Below are 20,644 nucleotides of genomic sequence, written 5' to 3'. Positions count from 1 at the left end.
TATTTTTCACCTCCCTTCAATTTAAATTACTTACTGCCCATCAGTTTATTCAAAATTTTCGCGGTTTGACCTGCATCTTTCGCAGACATATTTTGCAGTAAAGAAGCACGTGTCGAATCATCTACTGTATTTAATATGTTTAACGCCTTATCTGGACTGATTTTGTAAGTTTGTAAAATAAGTTCGGCACCACTTTTCTTGTCCATGGAAGCAAATGTGCTGCTGATTTGAGTACTTTGCAGACTTTTACTCGTCGTTCCAGCTGTACTGCCTTGATCCTTTTTCAAACGGGACTGCAACGCCGCTACCGATAAATCTGTAGATGGTGTTACGTTTTTCAGAGCCATCGTAATATCCGCTGCTTTTTTAGCGTCCATCTTTTGCAAAATCTTCGCACTGTTGGCAGGGTCCATATAACTTAACAGCTGCACGGTCTCTTCCGTAGTCAGATTCTCCATGATCGGTGCAGCTTTACTTGCCGTCATTCCTTCATACATGCTGGCAAGTTCTCTGGTCTGTTTTACATAAGGATCTTCATTTGTTGTTCCGTCTGTAGTTTGCGTACCAGCTTGTCCCTGCTGCCCAACCTGTCCCTGTTGACCCGTCTGCGACTGTTGTTCCTGTTGCGATTGCAGTGTATTGACCTGATTCTGAAGTTCAGTAACCTTTTTATCTTGTGTCGTCTTAGCAGCCGTAGCCTTTTTGAGTTCTTCCGTCTGCTTGGCTAAATCCGCTTTTAACTGCTGAATGGTTGCTTCAGAACTTTCAGACTGTGCCTTCTGATCTGCCTCTTTTGTCTGGGTTGCCTTATCCTTCGGTTCAGGAATCCAATTTTTAACAATCGGTATTTTGTTCCCTAATGAAATCATTTCGCTTCTGAAGTCCATATTGAACAGTGTAAGCAAGACCCCGACCAGAACGATTGTGAAAACAATCGGAATCAGGAAAAACATAAACCGTTCAAATCCCCCGCCTGATTCTTTCCCTAAATCCATATCCAGTTCATCTTCTGCTAACTTCTGTGCCATCGTCTTCCTCCTCAGGCAGCTGATATGCGTATCCTATGACGTTCCGCTTACCGGGCTTTCATGGCAAATCGCACGGAAGCCATTTCATCCAGCTCATTCTGCTCGCGCAGGAGCATTTCCTGTTGGAATTTCACGTTGGCCTTCTCTCTCGCTTTCAGCCAAACTTGTTCATCCAGCATTTTATCGGTCAAAACGGTTTGTTTGCTTTGCACATTTTGCTGCGCATATTGAACATCCCTATGCTTGCGTGTAATACATTGGTCCAGATGATTGACATAAGCTTGTAATTCCTGAATGCTAGAGAGTGGCGCGCAATCTTCGGCAGCCTTTTGAATGGCTGATATGACCCGATTCCTTTCGCCTATAAGCTGTGTTAATGTCTGCTCCTCAGCCTGCAATTGTCCAACAGCACTGGAAAGCAGCCATTCGGCCTGTGACTTTTCGTTCGTTTTCAAGTCTACAACTTTTTGAAAGGAATACTGAAATCTCATCGTTCAACCTTCATCTCCTCGTAAATTCAGAAATCAAACGTTCTCGTACTTCGTCCAGCTCAGCCTTTTCATCTGTTCTTTGTCTTGTAAAATCCCATATATCTCGTATGCGCTCCATAGATTCGTCAATTTCTGCATTCGAACCCTGTTGATAAGCCCCAATATTAATGAGGTCCTCTGAATCTTTGTAAATGGCCATCAAGCGCTTAATATTTTCGGCAGCATCTATCTGATCTCGTGGTGCAATGTCCTTCATAACCCGACTAATACTTGCTAACACATCAATTGCGGGAAAATGTCCTTTGTTCGCAATCCCACGGTTCAAGACAATGTGTCCATCCAATATCCCACGCACCGCATCCGCGATCGGCTCGTTCATGTCGTCACCATCAACCAGCACTGTATAAAATGCGGTTATGGAGCCAGTAGGTCCTGTCCCTGCACGTTCCAGAAGCTTAGGCAGACTAGCAAACACAGAAGGAGTGTATCCTCTCATTGCTGGTGGCTCCCCTACTGCTAGACCGACTTCACGCTGGGCCATCGCATACCGGGTAACTGAATCCATCATCAGCATGACATTCAAGCCGCGATCCCGGAAATATTCCGCTATCGTCGTTGCAATAAGTGCACCCTTAATGCGGATCAACGCAGGCTGGTCGGACGTTGCCACAATGACCACAGAGCGTTCAAGTCCCTCTGGACCCAAATCCCGTTCAATAAAGTCCAGCACCTCGCGTCCACGTTCTCCGATCAAGGCAATTACGTTCACATCGGCTTCCGTATTACGGGCAATCATACCCATCAAAGTACTCTTACCTACACCCGAACCCGCAAAAATACCAACCCGTTGTCCTTTACCAATCGTAAGCAATCCATCAATTGCACGTACTCCGATACTAATGGGTTCCTGTACACGCGGACGATTCAGCGGATTAGACGGTATATTGAAAGTTGAATATCTCGCCATTCGCGAGGGAATCAGTGAACCATCCAAAGGCTGGCCCAAACCATCCAGCACTTTGCCTAAAAGTTCCGATCCCACCTGCACATTCAGTGGCTTTCCTGTTCCTACGACATCACAGCCAGGACCAATGGATTGTAGTTCTCCAAGTGGCATCAGAAGCACTTTATTGTCTCTGAAGCCAACAACCTCTGCCTGTAATGGCTTTGCCGCTTTGCCCGGATAAATATAACAAACGTCCCCGATGCTGGCGTCTGGACCTTCCGATTCAACCATCAAGCCGATAACCTGTGTAACCTTGCCATTCACCCGAACTGGGTCCAGCTGTCGCAAATGATCCATGTAGCGCTGCGCATTAAGCCCCTTCATGTCTTCGCTCCTCATTCTCATGTGCCAGACGCAGTAGTTCCTTTTTAATCTCAGCTAATTGCGTATCGATCCGGGCGTCCACACTTCCAAAAGAAGAACGAATGACGCAACCGCGATCCTTTACGGTACCATCAGGAATAATTTGCAGTTCTGCCTGTGAATCGACAGTTAATGACAATTCTTCCCTCGCACCTTGCACAAATGCGAAATGCTGAGGCGACACACACAATGTAATGATTCCTTTTTCTCGCTTACGAGCCAAATTTTTGCGAATTAACTCAATCGTATATTCTGGTTCAAGACTAAGCTGTTTTTCAATGACCTTCTCGGCAATCGCACTACTCAGTTCAACCAGAAAAGGCTCGGCTTCCTGAATCAGTTGTTCCTTAATCTCATAGGCCTGACGCAGAATATCTTGTGCTTCTTCCATCATCTGTTCCGATTTCGTCTGAAGCTCAGCCTCGGCTAACTTCTGTCCTTCTTCATATCCTTGTTGAAATCCATCTGCTTTTATCGACTGAATCAACTGTTCGTCATGCTCGCGTCGTTCCTGCCACCAATCTTCGATCTGCTGCTGTGCTTCCTGAAGCATTCGTTCCGCTTCTTCAGCTGCCTCGCGTACCTGACGTTCGGCGAAGTCCTTAGCATCATTCAGCATTTCATCTCGGAGCCGTTCTGCCTCATAATCTCGCTGAGGCTCTGGCTCCGTAAATTCGGTTGTGATTTCTTCATCCGTCGTTTCTGGCACGTACGTATGTGCCACATCAATCGTTTTCAAAGCCTCTACAGGCACATATTGGAAAGATTTAATCAAGTTAGACAATGATGTCATCTCCTCCGCCGCGTGCAATTATAATCTCACCGGCCTCTTCCAATCTGCGGATCGTTGATACGATACGTGTCTGTGCTTCTTCCACATCACGCAGCCGCACCGGTCCCATGTACTCCATTTCCTCTTTGAAGGTTTCTGCCATACGTTTCGACATATTTCGGAAAATTACATCGCGTACTTCTTCACTCGACACTTTAAGCGCCAATTGCAAGTCTGCATTGTCGATATCGCGGATAATGCGTTGAATGGACCGGTTGTCCACATTGACGATATCCTCGAAAACGAACATTCTTTTCTTGATTTCCTCAGCCAGTTCAGGGTCTTGAATTTCAAGCGAGTCGAGAATTGTACGCTCGGTTCCGCGGTCTACCCCATTCAAAATCTGAACGATAGACTCGATACCGCCTGCATTCGTGTAATCCTGCGTTGCAGTTGCCGAGAGCTTTTGTTCCAATACTCTCTCCACTTGAGAGATGACTTCCGGAGATGTACTGTCCATGACAGCAACACGCCGGGCCACTTCTGCCTGCTTTTCCTGTGGCAGGGACGATAGAATTGCCGCTGCTTGCTCGAACTGCAAGTATGAAAGCACGAGAGCAATGGTTTGCGGATTCTCATTTTGTATAAAATTCAGTATCTGGTTCGGATCCGCCTTACGAGCAAAATCGAAAGGTCTCACCTGTAATGTCGCTGTCAAACGATTAATGACCTCAACAGCTTTTTGCGATCCGAGCGCTTTTTCCAATATTTCTTTGGCGTAATTAATACCGCCTTGGGAAATGTACTCCTGAGCCAGACAAATTTGATGAAACTCGGCCATAATGGAGTCCTTTTCAATGGCATCGACCTTCCGTACATTGGCAATTTCCAATGTAAGTTGCTCGATCTCTTCATCACGCAAATGCTTGAATATTTGTGCAGATACTTCTGGCCCCATTGTGATCAAAAGAATAGCTGCTTTCTGTCTTCCCGTTAAACCTTGACTGCTTGCCTTTGCCAATGAACTCACCTCTATTCGTCAGCCAGCCATGTACGAAGCAGATTGACGAATTCGTCGGGTTTCTTTTTCGCCAGACTTTCAAGCTGTTTACGCACTTGACTTTCATTTGTCACACTTTCCATGGTAATGGACGGGAATTCCGTCGGCGTTGGCATGAGTTGCAATTCTTCATCCAACTCTTCTTCCTGATTACGACGACTGCGTACGATGAAGAAGATTACACCCGCCAACAGTGCCAGAACTGCAGCTCCGATGCCCCACATCCACGGGTTGGAAGCTGAGAAGAATGTATTGGTACTCGTAGGCGCCGGAGCAGCTTGTGAGAACACTGAAACCTTTTTAGCCAAATCAGCGTCTGTAAAAGTAGTACCGGAATTCGCCAGCGACGCTCTTACAATATTAACCAAAATATTTTGAATTGCTGTCTGAGTTGCAGTATCCAACGTTTGCTGACCTGTTGGTGGTTCAACTGCTACATTAATGGTTAAATCTTTTACAGTGTACGGACTTTGGATAATATCCCTTGCAATTCGGTTAACTTCATAGTTAATCGTACTTGAACTCTTATCCGAGCTGGTATTGCCCGAATTGGCTCCTCCAGGGTAACCCGGGACATCCTGCGTTCCTGTCCCTGCAACTCCTCCGGTCTGTCCACTACTGCCCGTATAACTTTCCTGAATTTGTTGGGCACTGATTTCAATACCCTTCATTTTCGTTTGGTCAACAGGTGTGACCATTTGTTCCTTTGATGTTACTTTGTCGAAATTTAGCTGGGACATAACGAGCACGTTTACCTTGTCGTCTCCAACAATTTTCGACAAAAATTGTTGAACATTATTCCTTACATCGCTCTCAAACTTCTTCTGTAGAGCCATGTTTTCCTGAACACCACTCGTGAGTCCGCCTTGGCCGCCCTTGGCTGTTGGAATCAACTCATACTCTTTATTGGTGATCGTAATGTTTTCTACTGGCAAATTCGGTACAGCCGTTTTTACCAGATTAAAATATCCGTCGATCGCTTGCTGATTGGGAGTAAAGCCAGGTTCGAATTCCATTTGAACCGAAGCAGAGGCTTTGTCCTTTTCTTCAAGTCCGGCAAAGATGTTTTCCTTGGGCATATTAATGACAGCTTTGGAGCTTTGGACCCCGTCCATCCGTTCCAACAGTTGCTGTACTTCGCCGTTCAATGCGTTATTGTACTTCACATTGAATTCGTTCTCCGTCATGCCAATGGCCGAGGAGGACTGGTCAAAGGCGCTCATGCCGATTGACCCCTTCTGTATCAGGCCTTGGGAGCCAACATCTACCTTTGCCTTATCTGCACTAGCAGTTGGGACTGAAATTTGTGTCCCACCAGCATTAAGCTGATACGGTATACCCGCAGAATCGAGATATTTAATGACCCCGGCGGCATCATTTGCATTTAAATCCCGGAAGGCCACTTCATACTCGGTTTTGGTAAACTGCATCGTTAGCACTACAATGGCGATAATGATGAATGCTAATGTCGAAACAAGTAATATCTTCTGTTTTTTGCTAAAATTATTCCAATACCCGGAAATCTTATCCCGGTATTGGGCGATTCTCTCGTTCACTCCGTCACCCCATCCGAAACTTTGCTAAACCCTCACTTTACATCTGTGTACGCATGATCTCCTGATAGGCTTCGATCGCTTTGTTTCGGACCTGTGTAGTAAGCTGCAGGGAAAGCAGCGCTTGTTGTGAAGTGATCATGACTTGATCTACATCAACTTTGCCTGCCATGAATTGGTCGGACATCTGGTGTGTAGCGGCTTCCTGCTGCCCTACTTCATTGAGAGCATCCTTTAGGAAGGAGCCAAAATCCTTCAAGGATTCGGAAGGCGTCGCTTTCGTCAACTCATTGTTAGGCGATTGAATCTGCTGTATTACCGGTGTCTGTACGTTAAACATGGCGTTCTGAATCATGTTTTACTCTCCCTATTAAGTAGTTAGTAGTCCTGGATCTTAGCGACCGATTTCAAGCGCTTTGGAAACCATCGCCTTTGAAGCATTCAGAGCTGTTACATTGGCTTCGTATGAGCGTGTAGCGGAAATCATGTCGACCATTTCTTTCATTATGTCTACATTAGGCATATATACATAGCCATCTTTATCAGCGTCCGGATGACCCGGATTGTACACTGGCTTCAAAGGTGACTGATCTTCCTGAATTTGCGAAACCTTAACGCCAGCGGCGCTTGTACTACTTCCTTCCATTTGAGCCTTCAAAACATCGGCAAAGCCAGATTGGTTCGGCTCCAAAACAACCGTTTTTCTCCGATATGGAATTGCTTGTCCATTCTCTACCTTCGCCCGAGTCGTCTCTGCGTTGGCAATGTTGCTCGATATAACGTCCATCCGCAACCGCTGGGCCGTAAGAGCAGATGCACTAATATCAAAGCCGTTGTTAATCTTCACCTCGTCCTATCTCCCTTCTACCGCTGTTCTCATCATTTTGATGCGCTCATTAATTTCTTGGATGTAGGTATTATATCTTAGTTGATTTTCAGCCATAAGACTCATTTCTCTGTCTATATCTACGTTGTTCATGTTGTTATTCATGACCGAGTACCCATCTTTGATAACTTCGGCATCAGGAATGGAGTTCACAGGTCCTATTTGAAAATGTCTTGAATTGGTTACTTTTCCACGTAATGGCGTAACATCACCGCCCATTTGCTGCTGAAGCAGTTCTTCAAATGAAACCTCCGAACGCTTAAAATACGGGGTGTCCGCATTGGAAATATTATCGGCCATCACACGTTGTCTCGTATTGGCCGCCTGTACACCTGCCTGAAGCTTTTGAAAGCTTATATCACCCAGCAGATTCATTTAGCTCCTCCCTCCAGCGTCTACTCCAAAGTAAGATTCAATAAAACAAGATTTTTCACTTTTTTTCGACAATAAAATTTCATAATTATACATTTCTTTTAGGTCTTAAGTAGAAAATCTTAACTTTCTGTCATATATTCTAAGTTTCGTAGAGTTGGGACCTAATTACAATAAGAAAAAAGCCCTATCTTTTTTAAAAAAGAGGGCTTTAGATGCATAAAATGTTAAATTTTTCAGGTTTTTTTCAAGGAAATGAATGTTTTCTTAGCACTTTACACCTGTAAAAGATTATACGTCCTACTTTTGGAATAGACAGAAAAATCATCAACTTAACCTGTGTCTAGGACTAAACGACGGTGCAAGATAGTGTTATTCTGGACCACACACCCTATTTTTAGACACTCAGTTCACAAAATATACTGACTAAGGTCCCTGTTTTGGGCAATATCTCCCAGCTTCTCACGCACATATTCCGGGGTGATAATCATACGATCCAATGTAAGCTCTGGTGCTTCAAATGACAGATCCTCCAGCAGCTTCTCTAGGATGGTATGCAAACGCCGTGCGCCGATATTTTCGGTGTTGCGATTAACGGACTCGGCAATACTAGCGATCTCACGGATCGCTTCTGCAGAAAATTCGACTTCTATTTCCTCGGTGCGGAGCAGTTCGGTGTATTGCTTGGTCAGCGCATTTTTAGGCTCCGTCAATATCGACACAAACTCATCCAAGGTCAGACTACTTAGCTCAACCCGGATGGGGAAACGACCTTGAAGCTCTGGGATCAGGTCTGATGGTTTAGCCACATGAAAAGCCCCTGCAGCAATAAACAGAATGTAATCTGTTCTTACCGGGCCGTATTTGGTCATAATGGTAGAGCCCTCGACAATAGGTAAAATATCGCGCTGGACTCCTTCTCTCGACACATCAGGGCCACTTCCCTTGCCTTGGCTGGCAATCTTATCTATTTCATCAATAAAAATAATACCCGATTGCTCAGCACGCTTCACAGACTCCTGAATCACATCATCCATATCGATCAACTTGGCTGCTTCATCTTGAATCAGTACCTTGCGGGCTTCCTTGATTGGTAGCTTGCGCTTCTTTGTCCGCTTAGGCAGGAAACTTCCGAACATCTCCTGCATATTCATACCCATTTGTTCATTCCCTTGCCCAGCAAACATATCGAGCATATTGGGTGCGGTATCCTCCACATCAATCTCTATGACATCATCCTCAAGCTTACCGGACAACAGATCAAATTTAACCTTTCGTCGCTTCTCTGCTAAGGTTCCATCCTGTTGTGGAGGTTCTTCTTCTACCGAAGTCCCTGTGTTATTGCCAAACAGCATTTCAAAAGGATTGCGTTGCGATTTATTTGATTTTTCTGCAGGTACAAGGATATTGACAATCCGTTCATTTGCCATGTCCTCCGCTTTGTCTTTCACATTCTCTGTCCGTTCCGACTTGACGATACGGATAGAGGTTTCCATCAGATCCCGCACCATGGATTCCACATCACGACCAACGTAACCCACTTCTGTAAATTTGGTCGCCTCTACCTTGACAAAAGGAGCCCCCACAAGCCGTGCAAGTCTACGTGCAATTTCAGTTTTACCCACACCTGTCGGTCCAATCATCAAAATGTTTTTAGGCACAATTTCATCTCGAATATCATCCGGCAGTTTACTACGCCGATAACGGTTGCGCAAGGCAACAGCAACAGATTTTTTAGCTTCCTTTTGTCCGACAATATACTTATCCAGCTCGGATACCACTTGTCTGGGCGTCAACGATTGATTATTCATTTTGCATTCCTCCACCCTTGAATACTCAGAGCCGATTTACAATTCTTCCACGATAATCTGACTGTTCGTATACACGCATATTTCCGAAGCAACCTCTAACGCTTCCCGTGCCATGTCCTTTGCTTCCATACCAGAGCCATGACGTTTGAAAGCACGGGCAGCTGCCAAAGCAAAATTACCCCCCGAGCCAATGGCCAACACATCATCGTCGGGTTCAATAATTTCTCCGCCTCCAGAAATGAGTAACATCCCGGATGAGTCCATCACAATCATCAGTGCTTCCAGCTTGCGTAGTACACGATCCTGCCGCCAGTCCTTAGCCAGTTCTACAGCTGCTCTTTGAAGATTGCCGTGATGTTCCTCCAGCTTATTTTCAAACTTTTCAAACAATGTGATAGCATCGGCCACCGAACCCGCAAATCCCGCAACGACCTGACCACGATACAACCTGCGCACTTTTTTAGCCGTCTGCTTCATCACAACACTGTTGCCGAACGTTACCTGCCCATCACCCGCAATAGCACCTTTGCCATTATGGCGTACAGCACAGATGGTGGTAGCATGAAAGGACATATCCATAACGCGCTCCTCCTTTTCCTTCATCCTTATGCCTGTACTTCTGTTGACATAACTCCCGTTTGGTTGATATAACCGCGTAAACTTTCCAACGCGCGATTAGCGAGAGCTTCATTCTTTTCCTTTTTGTTACGAATGCGAGTCTCCAGCTTTGGAAGCAGACCAAAGTTTGCATTCATCGGTTGGAAATGTTTGAAATCAGCAGTTGTAATGTATCGTGCCATGCTGCCTAGTGTCGTTTCCGCAGGAAATACAAACATTTCCTGCTCACGTGCTGCTCGTGCTGCATTTATACCGGCCAGCAAACCTGAGGCCGCCGACTCTACATAACCCTCTACACCAGTCATTTGTCCGGCAAAGAACAGATTACTTCTTCCTTTGAACTGATAAGTTGGGTGAAGCTGCTGGGGAGAATTAATAAAGGTATTACGATGCATCACGCCGTAACGTACAAATTCTGCCTCTTCGAGTCCCGGAATCATTGAAAACACACGCTTTTGCTCCCCCCATTTGAGGTGAGTCTGGAAACCAACCAGGTTATATAGCGTACCTGCAGCATTGTCTTGTCGAAGCTGAACAACTGCATAGGGTAGTTCTCCTGTATGGGGATTTACGAGACCTACAGGTTTCATTGGTCCGAACAATGCCGTTTGTTTCCCGCGCTGCATCATTACTTCGATAGGCATACATCCTTCGAAGTAGATTTCTTTTTCGAATTCCTTGACTTGTGCCACCTCAGCAGTAATCAAAGCCTCATAGAAAGCATCGAATTCCGCTTCGTTCATCGGACAATTTAAGTAAGCAGCTTCTCCTTTATCATAACGGGAAGCCAGATAAACCTTGCTCATATCGATGGAGTCCTTCTCTACAATCGGAGCTGCCGCATCGTAGAAATAAAAATACTCCTCTCCCATCAGCGTTTTGATCTGTTCTGACAAAGCTGGAGAAGTTAATGGTCCCGTGGCAACGACCACGATACCGTCCTGCGGGAGTTCTTGAAGTTCTTCATTAACGACCTCGATCAAAGGATGTTGATGAAGCGTATCTGTAATATGACCGGAAAATCCATCACGATCCACTGCCAATGCCCCACCAGCTGGAACAGCATGGCGATCTGCCGCACTCAGAACCAAAGAGTTAAGTATTCTCATTTCTTCCTTCAATACGCCTACTGCATTCGTCATACCGTTTGCGCGCAAGGAATTACTACATACAAGTTCGGCAAATTTATCTGTATGATGTGCGGGTGTTTTTACAACCGGTCTCATCTCATATAACTTAACTGGCACTCCACGGCTTGCAATTTGCCAGGCAGCTTCGCTGCCCGCCAAACCTGCTCCGATGACCGTTACCTTTTGTAGTTCACTCACTTTTAAATCCCCCTGCTATCTTTGTTCTTAAGAAGTCTCTACACTCTCATCGCTCTCTTCCAGCATTTCGCTGTGATCGCAGACGGTGCAGTTGAGCTTCGTCCCCTGTTTAGTACGTTTTTCGACCATTAGGCCACTGCAACTTGGACAAGGCTTAATGGACGGTTTATCCCAGGATACAAAATCACATTCTGGGTAGCGGTCACATCCGTAAAAGACACGTCCTTTTTTACTTCGTCGTTCGACGACATGTCCCTCACCGCATGTAGGACAATTCATCCCGATATCCTTGACAATTGGCTTGGTGTTACGGCAATCCGGGAAGGCAGAGCAGGCCAGAAATTTACCAAAGCGGCCTAGCTTATATACCATTTGACTGCCACACTTGTCACAGATGACGTCGGATACTTCATCCTTGATTTCAATTTCTTTCATTTCTTCTTCAGCCACTTCCAGGCGCTTTTCGAATGACTCGTAGAAGTCGCTCAACACCTTGACCCAATCACCTTCGCCCTCTTCGACGTGGTCAAGATCACCTTCCATATTCGCTGTAAATTCTACATTCAGAATCTCTGGAAAAAATTCTTCCATCTGCTCAATGACCAACTCTCCCAGCTCGGTAGGGAAGAATTTCTTCTCCTCAATAGCAACGTAACCGCGCTTCTGAATGGTTTCCAGGGTCGGTGCATACGTACTCGGGCGTCCTATACCCAATTCCTCCAGTGTCTTCACCAGTCGTGCTTCCGTATAACGAGGAGGCGGTTGTGTAAAATGCTGCTTTGGTTCAACAGATTCCTTTTTCAGCTTATCGCCCGGCTGAAGTGGGGGCAACAGCTTATCTTCTTCGGTTTTACCGTCGTCATTCCCCTCCACATACACTTTCATGAAGCCTGGAAAGCGAACCTTCGAACCGGCTGCCCGGAATATCGTCTCGCCTGCTTCAATATCAACCGACAAAGTATCCATAATAGCGGAAGCCATCTGACTCGCCATAAAACGTTCCCATATCAGTTTGTACAATCGGAACTGATCTCTACTCATAAAAGGCTTAACGGTTTCCGGCTCACGCAAGGCGGAGGTTGGACGAATCGCTTCATGCGCATCCTGAGCATTAGCCGATTTTTTCGAATACTGACGAGGACTTTCAGGCACAAAATCTTCGCCATATTTTTGAATAATAACTTCTTTCGCTTCCTCTTGAGCCGAAGTGGCGATTCGTGTGGAATCCGTACGCATATACGTAATCAGACCCACAGTCCCTTCTTTACCTAGATCCACACCCTCATACAGCTGCTGCGCTACAGACATCGTTTTAGAGGCCCGAAAGTTGAGCTTTCGAGCCGCCTCTTGCTGCAAGGAACTTGTTGTGAATGGAGGAGACGGATTGCGTAAACGCTCCTTCTCTTTCACATCGCGCACCTTGTAAGACGATTTTCCGATAGCATTCAGCACTTCTTGTACATCCGCTTCGCTGGAGAGCTCTTTCTTTTCACCGCGCAGCTTATGGAATTTCGCTTCAAAAGTGCTGTCTTTAATAGCTAGTTTAGCTGTGATCGTCCAGTATTCTTCCGGTACAAACTCATTGATCTCGTTTTCCCGGTCCAAAATAATTTTCACTGCAACCGACTGTACACGCCCAGCTGATAGACCCTTCTTTACCTTTTTCCAGAGCAATGGACTAATTTTGTAGCCGACAAGTCGATCCAATATCCGTCGTGCCTGCTGCGCATTAACCAAATCCATATTGATCTTGCGTGGGGTCTTAAAAGCATCTTTGACAGCCTGCTTCGTTATTTCATTAAACACCACACGACAATCCGCCGTATCGTCCAGTTCCAGCGCATGCGCCAGATGCCAGGCAATAGCCTCACCTTCGCGATCCGGGTCAGCCGCCAGATATACTTTTTTCACTTTTTTCCGGGCATCCTTTAACTCTTTTAGAATAGAGCCTTTACCTCGAATGGTAATATATTTGGGATTAAAATCATTTTCGACCTCTACGCCGATCTGGCTCTTAGGTAAATCCCTGATATGACCCATGGAAGCCTTGACGATATATTTGCTGCCTAAGTATTTGCCGATCGTCTTCGCCTTGGAAGGCGATTCCACGATGACGAGTGAATCCGCCATAGGCTCTTCCTCCTCTCAATTACACACATGAATATGATAGACTTCCTGAAATGTGGTAAGCTATAGTTCGTTAGTACGAGCTATAAATTCAACACATTTCAGGAAGTGGGGAAAGTAGGAATCCGCGATGCGGATAAACGCCATATTTCCCTCCAGCTATGTTTAAAATTGAATTTTGCGCATTTACTAACTAAGGATTTGACAAAAACAACTACTAAATAAGCTTGTATTTTGTGCCCGCTAGCTGAGCGATCCTTTTTTTTATGATTAACGATAACAGAACTGCGTGTAAAAGTCCAAAATCCCATGCCGTAGCATCAATCAGTTCATCCAGTGTCATGGTTCCTTGTTCCAGCAGCACCACTATACGCTTTTCCTCAGAAGTCTCACTTTCTGATGCTTTAGAGACCTTCTTAAGATTAAGACTCTGTTCTCTATTGTATGAAGAAACCTGCCTTGTACGCAAATCTGCTTCATACTCCTCAATAATATCCGAAGCTTCAGTGACCGTTTTGGCTCCTTGCTTAATCAAGTTCAGCGTACCTTTACTCTTCGGTGACGTAATGGGTCCAGGAACAGCAAACACATCTCGATTTGCCTCCAGCGCAGCATCCGCTGTAATTAAGGAACCGCTTCTAGCGTCTGCTTCAACAACGAGTGTCCCCTTCGTTAAACCGGCAATAATGCGATTACGTTGCGGAAACATTCCGGGATGTGACCTCGTACCTGGAGGATACTCCGATACAATCAGGCCTTTACTAGCCATCTCTGCAAACAAAGAGGCATTTTGGGGAGGATAAATTTGATCAATCGCTGTTCCAAGCACACCAATCGTATTTCCTCCCCGGCGCAGGGCTGTTTCGTGACAAATACTGTCAATCCCTCTCGCTAATCCACTAACCACTGTAATCCCTGCATTACATAATTCCTCTGTTAGTATCTCCGCTGCTCTACGACCATACGCAGTAGGAACACGAGTTCCTACCATGGCTACAGAACATGTGTGCAAAAGCGATTGATCCCCTTTTGTATACATTACCCAAGGTGGGTCAACTGTTTCCTTCATTAATAGGGGGTAATCTTCGTCCACATAAGTTACCATACCAATATCACTGGATTGAAGTCGCTGATATCGTTCATGCACCCATTCTTCATCGTAACAGTGTGCCGCAATGCGTGCCTGGGTGGGACTTAAGCCTATCTCAATCCACTTTTGTTCGCTAAAATGCAGTAGCTCATGCAAACGAACTTCACTCGACCAAATACGCTGAATTGTTCTTCTTCCGATTCCCTCTAACTCATGTAGACCTAATAAAAGCCATCTTTCTTCCAAACTGTGGTTCCCCCATTCATGGAAGAGTGAACCCTTCCTTATTTTGTGGCACAATGAATCATTTTGCAAGCGTTTCCCTGATAAGCCTGTCTCAACGCAAAAAAAAGCAACCTTTTCATCCCCTGTTTCAGAAGATAAAAAGGTTGCTTACCTTTCTTTCATTATACACTAGCCAGCAGTAAATTTCGATGCTGATTTACAGCCTGTATATTAATGAAGAAACACGATTTAATGTGTCGTACACAAATTCAAAATACCACGTGCTTCCAACACACTTACCAGTGTCGAGCCCATCTCGGAAGGAGTCGGTGCCACCTTGATCCCACAGGCTTCAAGCGTAGCAATCTTCTCTTTTGCCGTTCCTTTTCCGCCAGAAATAATGGCACCTGCATGCCCCATCCGTTTGCCTGGAGGCGCAGTCACCCCACCGATAAAACCAACGACTGGCTTCGTCATATTGTCCCTGATCCACTCGGCAGCCTCTTCCTCGGCTGTACCACCGATTTCTCCGATCATAATGACAGCGTGAGTGTTGGGGTCCTCATTAAAGCGATGTAAAATATCAATGAATTCTGAACCTTTAACAGGGTCACCGCCAATACCAACCGCTGAAGATTGACCTATACCTCGAGTGGTTAACTGATGCACTGCCTCGTAGGTCAAAGTACCACTACGTGACACAACACCTACATGACCTGGCAGATGAATGTAACCTGGCATGATACCAATCTTGCACTCTCCTGGCGTAATAACACCCGGACAGTTAGGGCCAATCAGAACAGTCTTTTTGCCTTCCATAAAACGTTTGACCTTGATCATATCAAGTACCGGAATCCCCTCTGTGATACAAATCACGAGGTCCAGTTCTGCATCCACAGCCTCCAAAATGGAATCCGCTGCGAAAGCCGGCGGCACGTAAATAACGCTAGCAGTGGCACCCGTAGCTTCCTTAGCTTCGCTTACTGTGTTAAACACTGGCAGTTTGACCTGTTGTCCGTTCTCCAGTGTAATTTCCACCTCGGTGCCTCCCTTACCTGGAGAGGTGCCACCTACCATCTGTGTACCGTAATCAAGTGCACCTTTGGCATGGAACAACGCCGTTTTTCCCGTAATCCCCTGTGTAATCACCTTTGTATGCTTATCGACCAAAATACTCACGATCTTCACATCCCCTATCGTTTATTCGGCATATCGGAATGCAAACAGGCTATTGAACAAGTTCAACGATTTTTTGGGCACCATCCGCCATGGAATCGGCTGCCACAATATTCAAACCGGATTCCGCTAAAATCTGTTTGCCGAGCTCAACATTCGTTCCTTCAAGACGGACAACAAGCGGGCGAGTCAGCCCCAACTGTTTGGCAGCCTCCACGACGCCGTTCGCAATGATGTCACACTGCATAATCCCGCCGAAAATGTTGACGAAAATACCTTCTACCTTCGGATCGGACAAAATGATTTTGAACGCTTCGGTTACCTTTTCCGTCGTTGCACCGCCTCCAACATCTAGGAAATTGGCCGGATCGCCACCGTAATATTTGATAATATCCATCGTGGCCATCGCCAAACCCGCACCATTGACCATACAGCCGATATTTCCGTCCAAAGCGATGTAGCTTAGATCATATTTAGATGCCTCAATTTCCTTCTCATCCTCTTCATCCAAATCACGCAATTCCAAAATATCCTTGTGACGGAACAACGCATTAGAATCAAAATTCAATTTGGCATCCAGCGCCAGTACATTCCCATCACCCGTAACAACTAGGGGATTAATTTCTGCAATCGAACAGTCCTTGTCCACAAAAGCTTCGTAAAGCGCCAGCATAAACTTAACTGCTTTATTTACCAGCTCATTGGGGATATTAATCTCATACGCCAGCTTACGAGCTTGATACACCTGAAGCCCAATTGCTGGATCAACAACTGCTTTAAAAATCTTCTCCGGAGTAGCCGCAGCCACCTCTTCGATTTCCGTACCGCCTTCTTCGGAGGCCATCATCACGATGCGTCCAGTCGCACGATCCACGACAACACCTACGTAATATTCTTTGCGAATATCACAGCCTTCCTCAATCAAAAGGCGTTTGACCTCTTTACCTTCAGGTCCGGTCTGATGTGTCACTAGCACCTTACCCAAAATTTCAGAAGCAAAAGTCCGCACCTCATCCAAGCCTTTGGCAACTTTTACGCCACCCGCTTTACCGCGTCCACCAGCATGAATTTGTGCTTTTACGACCGTAACAGCGCTTCCAAGCGATTCTGCTGCCGCAACGGCTTCTTCCACCGTATAGGCGACCTTGCCGTTCGGTACAGCCACTCCGTACTGCTTTAACACTTCTTTACCCTGATATTCATGGATATTCATTCTGGAATCCTCCTATCAACATGACTGCAACAAGGGCGGTTCACAAGGAAATCTATACTAAACCTACATCATTGTAACATGTTTTTAAAACGCTTTCCTTATAATTTAACCTCATGAATTACAGTATTTTGATATCATTATCATTCCCAAAATCGAATGTTTGGATATTATTGGATATTTATTTTTAATACAAATTCACACAAAAAAGCACCTCCACAAAATGGGATTACCTAATCCACAACGAGAGGCACTTTATGTCATTAGACTTAAAAGGCATTTTTCCTTTCAGTTAAGAACAACTCATGCCGTAAAATTCGCAAGAGCAACTGAAAGTACCTGCTATGATTTTTCAATTTGTACATTCGCTAGATGAACACGATCGAGCAGATCATTGAACTCAAGCAGAAGCGACTCAAATTGATCATGAGTCATACTTGTTTTTTCCTGTATACATCCTGGTACAGACAGGGCTTTATCCCGCAACGCTCTTCCCTCTGTCGTCAAAGAAATCAGCACCTTACGCTCATCTTGAGTGGAACGCTTTCGATCGATCAACCCGGCGTTCTGCAACCTCTTTAATAGTGGAGTTAGTGTGCCGGAATCCAAATATAACGCCTCACCTAATTCCTTCACTGTACACTCTTCACGCTCCCAAAGCACGATAAGCACCAAATATTGCGAGTACGTCACACCAAGCTTTTCCAGATAAGGCTGGTACAACTTTGTAATTTCTCTGGAGCATGCATATATGGCAAAGCATAACTGATTATCAAGTTTCAATGCTGCATCTTTATTAGAGTTGTTTTCCATGCTGTCTAATCACCTACTTTCGTCATTATTTTAGCACATTATATAACAAAATACATTCTAATTGCCTAAAATACTTTACAAACAATAATTATTTTGTTAAATTAAATTGTGTAAAATATAATTTGAGCGAGAGGCAGTGATTTAATTATGATGACCATTCAACAAAAAATGTATGAAACAACAGTAAAAGCGGTTGGTGGACGTAACGGATCTATCGAGTCTTCTTCTCCTGAACTTCGTTTAAATATTGATACTCCAAAAGAAATGGGTGGCGCTGGTGGTGCGGGTACAAATCCAGAGCAACTGTTCGCAGCAGGCTATTCTGCTTGCTTTGATAGTGCTTTAAATATGGTTGCTCGCATGCAGCGTGTAAAACATGAAGGTACCGAAGTCACAGCTACGGTCCATTTTGGCAAAGTCGAAGACGGCGGCTTCGGAATCAGCGTAAACCTTGACGTGCTGGTTAAAGGCGTTGATCATGAAACTGCGGTAAAACTGGTAGAAGGCGCACATGAACAATGTCCATACTCCCGCGCTACCCGCGGTAATATTGAAGTGAAGCTGAACGTTTTGTAACTTAGAGATAGAATAAATTTCACAACAGCCCCTTAACCGTATTGGTCAACGGGCTTGTTGTTTTTCCATCAAGTAACATGGGAGATGATGCATAATCGTATATACGAAAGTGATATACCCATAGTATAATCACTATTGTCATAATCTTTTTTGCTTCTCCAGGTCTTTTTGCCTGGAGCTTTTTTTTGTCCTTTTTTCCGTTTTTCCATTCTCTCGCATATTTTTCTTAGAAGTACTTTTTCATAAAAATGATCGTGCGGTAACTGTTAATTCTATCGTCTTTTTACATTTCAGAAAAATTTACATTTGCTTTATCCAGATGGCGATATTGAATAGCTTCAGCCACATGTGAAGTCGTAATTTTCTCTGACTCATGTAAGTCTGCAATGGTGCGGGACAACTTGAGAATTCGATCATACGCACGCATGCTTAAACCAAGTGCATCCATGGTCTGTTCAAGTAGCTCTGCTGCATTTTGTTCCAATACCGCATAATTACGCAGCATCTGACCGGACAGCTCACTATTCCATGAAAAAGGAAGCTTGCTGTATCTGCGGATTTGTATTGCTCTAGCAGCCAACACCTGCTTTCTCATGTCAGCAGATGACAGTGATTCTTTTTCCTCTCGCCAATCCTTTGGTTGTGAGACCTCAAGCTGAAGATCAATTCGATCCAGCAATGGACCGGAAATACGTGAACGGTATCGAGCTACTGCTGCAGGTGAACAGGTACAGCGATGATGTTCCGTGTTATTGCCGAAAAAGCCACAGTGACACGGATTTAAAGAAGCTGCAAGTAAAAAATGCGCCGGATACCTAAACACTGCACGTGAACGACTGATTGTAACATGATGGTCTTCCAAAGGTTGCCGCAGCACTTCTAGCACATGACGGTTAAACTCAGGCAACTCATCCAGAAATAAAATTCCTCGGTGTGCAAGACTGATTTCTCCTGGTTTGGGTATGCCTCCTCCGCCCACCAATCCAGCAGCAGAGATTGTATGATGAGGCGCACGGAAGGGACGAACATGCATGAGATGAGGCGATGACTCCTTCCATTTTCCTGCTGCGCTGTATACCTTGGTCACTTCTAACGACTCCTTTTCAGTCAAAGGCGGCAGGATAGAGGGTAATCTGCGGATGAGCATCGTTTTTCCAGCACCCGGCGGCCCCATAAGAAGAATATTATGCATTCCTGCTGCAGCGATAACTAACGCACGTTTGGCGTGTAGCTGACCCAGCACATCACTGTAATCCTCCATATTACTGGTGAGCCCTTCTTGCTCACACAACGGCACATGCTCTCCTCGGGATAAATGGTCATAGGAACGAATTATGACTTGTTTACTGGCAGTACAATTTTGATCGGTCACTTGGCCGTCTGGGATGCCTTGTGCATGATCATTAACCGGGATAAGATCCGCCAGATGACGTATAGCGTAAATACGTATATCCGTAATTAGACGAGCCTCGCTTGCGTTTTCCTGAGGAATCAGCACGGAATCGAATCCCTCTCGCTTGGCTAGATCAACCATGGACAACACCCCATTCACAGGGCGAATGCTACCATCCAACGCCAGCTCGCCAATAAACAGCGTTCGTTCCCCCACTGGTAAAACAACCTGCTCACTGGTTGTCAGCAAGCCTAAAGCGATCGCAAGATCGAAAGATGAGCCTTCCTTACGCAAATCAGCAGGAGCTAAGTTAATCGTGACACGCTGGGACGGATATTTGAAACCACAATTTTTGATTGCTGCTCTCACACGCTCTACTGCCTCTCGAATCGCTGAATCCGGCAATCCGATAATCGCGGTCTGAGGCAAGCCATTGGACAAATCAGTCTCAACTTCGATCAGAACGCCATCTATCCCATATAGACAAGCTCCATGTAATTTTCCATACATACCAAAAAAGCACCTCTCCTCATATTGAAATGTCCCTCTCGGGAATCATTGCCTATATGAAAAAAGGTGCTTCCAAATTTTCATTTATTGCAAATATAATGTTCTAAACTTAGCTCTCAACCCTAATTTCAAACCCTCAACTAAGCTTATCTGACGACAGATTATTTGTCAATTAAGGTTATTATCAGCTGCTGGAGTACGTGGTCTTAATTACGGGGCTCGTCCAAAATCAAGTT

Annotated in this window: 19 protein-coding genes; 1 reads left to right on the top strand and 18 read right to left on the bottom strand. The window is 45.2% G+C overall.

Features of this window, described 5'->3' with window-relative positions:
- Nucleotides 1–26: 26 nt before the first annotated feature.
- The 17 genes from ACN6NF_RS09510 to ACN6NF_RS09430 form a co-directional block, all read right to left on the bottom strand.
- Complete coding sequence (locus ACN6NF_RS09510) at nucleotides 27–1,028, bottom strand: MotE family protein (RefSeq protein WP_474317106.1); 1,002 nt, start codon at nucleotides 1,026–1,028, stop codon at nucleotides 27–29.
- Nucleotides 1,029–1,075: 47 nt separating this feature from the next.
- Nucleotides 1,076–1,519 (bottom strand): flagellar export protein FliJ, encoded by a 444-nt coding sequence (gene fliJ / locus ACN6NF_RS09505; protein WP_149032767.1) that lies wholly within the window; start codon nucleotides 1,517–1,519, stop codon nucleotides 1,076–1,078.
- A 10-nt stretch (nucleotides 1,520–1,529) separates the two neighbouring features.
- Nucleotides 1,530–2,849, bottom strand: coding sequence for a flagellar protein export ATPase FliI (fliI, locus tag ACN6NF_RS09500; RefSeq protein WP_016820950.1), 1,320 nt, complete (start codon nucleotides 2,847–2,849; stop codon nucleotides 1,530–1,532).
- The gene (locus ACN6NF_RS09495; protein WP_474317104.1) at nucleotides 2,836–3,672 is read right to left on the bottom strand and encodes a FliH/SctL family protein; all 837 of its coding nucleotides are present in this window, start codon (nucleotides 3,670–3,672) and stop codon (nucleotides 2,836–2,838) included. The genes fliI and ACN6NF_RS09495 overlap by 14 nt, the downstream gene beginning before the upstream one ends.
- Entirely contained in the window at nucleotides 3,665–4,681 is a 1,017-nt protein-coding gene (gene fliG / locus ACN6NF_RS09490; RefSeq protein WP_045243858.1) for a flagellar motor switch protein FliG, read from the bottom strand. Before fliG ends, ACN6NF_RS09495 begins: the two co-directional genes overlap by 8 nt.
- Before the next feature lie 11 nt (nucleotides 4,682–4,692).
- Nucleotides 4,693–6,276, bottom strand: coding sequence for a flagellar basal-body MS-ring/collar protein FliF (gene fliF / locus ACN6NF_RS09485; RefSeq protein WP_474317102.1), 1,584 nt, complete (start codon nucleotides 6,274–6,276; stop codon nucleotides 4,693–4,695).
- Between the two features lie 37 nt (nucleotides 6,277–6,313).
- On the bottom strand, nucleotides 6,314–6,628 hold the full coding sequence (fliE, locus tag ACN6NF_RS09480; RefSeq protein WP_007430020.1) for a flagellar hook-basal body complex protein FliE: 315 nt from the start codon (nucleotides 6,626–6,628) through the stop codon (nucleotides 6,314–6,316).
- 39 nt (nucleotides 6,629–6,667) lie between these two features.
- Nucleotides 6,668–7,120 (bottom strand): flagellar basal body rod protein FlgC, encoded by a 453-nt coding sequence (gene flgC, locus ACN6NF_RS09475; RefSeq protein WP_013370672.1) that lies wholly within the window; start codon nucleotides 7,118–7,120, stop codon nucleotides 6,668–6,670.
- 6 nt (nucleotides 7,121–7,126) lie between these two features.
- Nucleotides 7,127–7,534, bottom strand: coding sequence for a flagellar basal body rod protein FlgB (gene flgB, locus ACN6NF_RS09470; protein ID WP_474317101.1), 408 nt, complete (start codon nucleotides 7,532–7,534; stop codon nucleotides 7,127–7,129).
- Nucleotides 7,535–7,941: 407 nt separating this feature from the next.
- A complete protein-coding gene (gene hslU, locus ACN6NF_RS09465) occupies nucleotides 7,942–9,342 on the bottom strand; it encodes an ATP-dependent protease ATPase subunit HslU (RefSeq protein ID WP_017427922.1) in 1,401 nt (466 codons plus the stop codon).
- 36 nt (nucleotides 9,343–9,378) lie between these two features.
- Nucleotides 9,379–9,921 (bottom strand): ATP-dependent protease subunit HslV, encoded by a 543-nt coding sequence (hslV, locus tag ACN6NF_RS09460; RefSeq protein ID WP_013370669.1) that lies wholly within the window; start codon nucleotides 9,919–9,921, stop codon nucleotides 9,379–9,381.
- Between the two features lie 26 nt (nucleotides 9,922–9,947).
- The gene (trmFO, locus tag ACN6NF_RS09455; protein ID WP_474317098.1) at nucleotides 9,948–11,288 is read right to left on the bottom strand and encodes an FADH(2)-oxidizing methylenetetrahydrofolate--tRNA-(uracil(54)-C(5))-methyltransferase TrmFO; all 1,341 of its coding nucleotides are present in this window, start codon (nucleotides 11,286–11,288) and stop codon (nucleotides 9,948–9,950) included.
- A 27-nt stretch (nucleotides 11,289–11,315) separates the two neighbouring features.
- Nucleotides 11,316–13,418 carry a type I DNA topoisomerase gene (gene topA, locus ACN6NF_RS09450; RefSeq protein ID WP_474317096.1) on the bottom strand — a complete coding sequence of 701 codons (2,103 nt, stop codon included), beginning with the start codon at nucleotides 13,416–13,418 and terminating at the stop codon, nucleotides 11,316–11,318.
- A gap of 214 nt (nucleotides 13,419–13,632) precedes the next feature.
- Nucleotides 13,633–14,751: a DNA-processing protein DprA gene (gene dprA, locus ACN6NF_RS09445; protein WP_474317094.1), complete on the bottom strand. Its 1,119-nt coding sequence runs from the start codon at nucleotides 14,749–14,751 to the stop codon at nucleotides 13,633–13,635.
- 228 nt (nucleotides 14,752–14,979) lie between these two features.
- The gene (gene sucD, locus ACN6NF_RS09440) at nucleotides 14,980–15,909 is read right to left on the bottom strand and encodes a succinate--CoA ligase subunit alpha (RefSeq protein WP_013370665.1); all 930 of its coding nucleotides are present in this window, start codon (nucleotides 15,907–15,909) and stop codon (nucleotides 14,980–14,982) included.
- A 49-nt stretch (nucleotides 15,910–15,958) separates the two neighbouring features.
- Entirely contained in the window at nucleotides 15,959–17,119 is a 1,161-nt protein-coding gene (sucC, locus tag ACN6NF_RS09435) for an ADP-forming succinate--CoA ligase subunit beta (protein ID WP_063208976.1), read from the bottom strand.
- Between the two features lie 339 nt (nucleotides 17,120–17,458).
- Nucleotides 17,459–17,929, bottom strand: coding sequence for a MarR family winged helix-turn-helix transcriptional regulator (locus ACN6NF_RS09430; protein ID WP_474317091.1), 471 nt, complete (start codon nucleotides 17,927–17,929; stop codon nucleotides 17,459–17,461).
- A gap of 147 nt (nucleotides 17,930–18,076) precedes the next feature.
- Between ACN6NF_RS09430 and ACN6NF_RS09425 the strand changes: the two genes are divergently transcribed.
- The gene (locus tag ACN6NF_RS09425) at nucleotides 18,077–18,505 is read left to right on the top strand and encodes an organic hydroperoxide resistance protein (protein WP_474317088.1); all 429 of its coding nucleotides are present in this window, start codon (nucleotides 18,077–18,079) and stop codon (nucleotides 18,503–18,505) included.
- A 283-nt stretch (nucleotides 18,506–18,788) separates the two neighbouring features.
- Here ACN6NF_RS09425 and ACN6NF_RS09420 read toward each other — a convergent pair whose 3' ends face one another.
- Nucleotides 18,789–20,408, bottom strand: a complete 1,620-nt coding sequence (locus ACN6NF_RS09420) for a YifB family Mg chelatase-like AAA ATPase (protein WP_474317085.1) — start codon at nucleotides 20,406–20,408, stop codon at nucleotides 18,789–18,791.
- Between the last annotated feature and the right edge of the window lie 236 nt (nucleotides 20,409–20,644).

This window comes from Paenibacillus sp. TSM33, from assembly GCF_056099025.1.
Note: the sequence above shows the minus strand (reverse complement) of the source record. Positions and strands in the feature narration are given on the sequence as shown.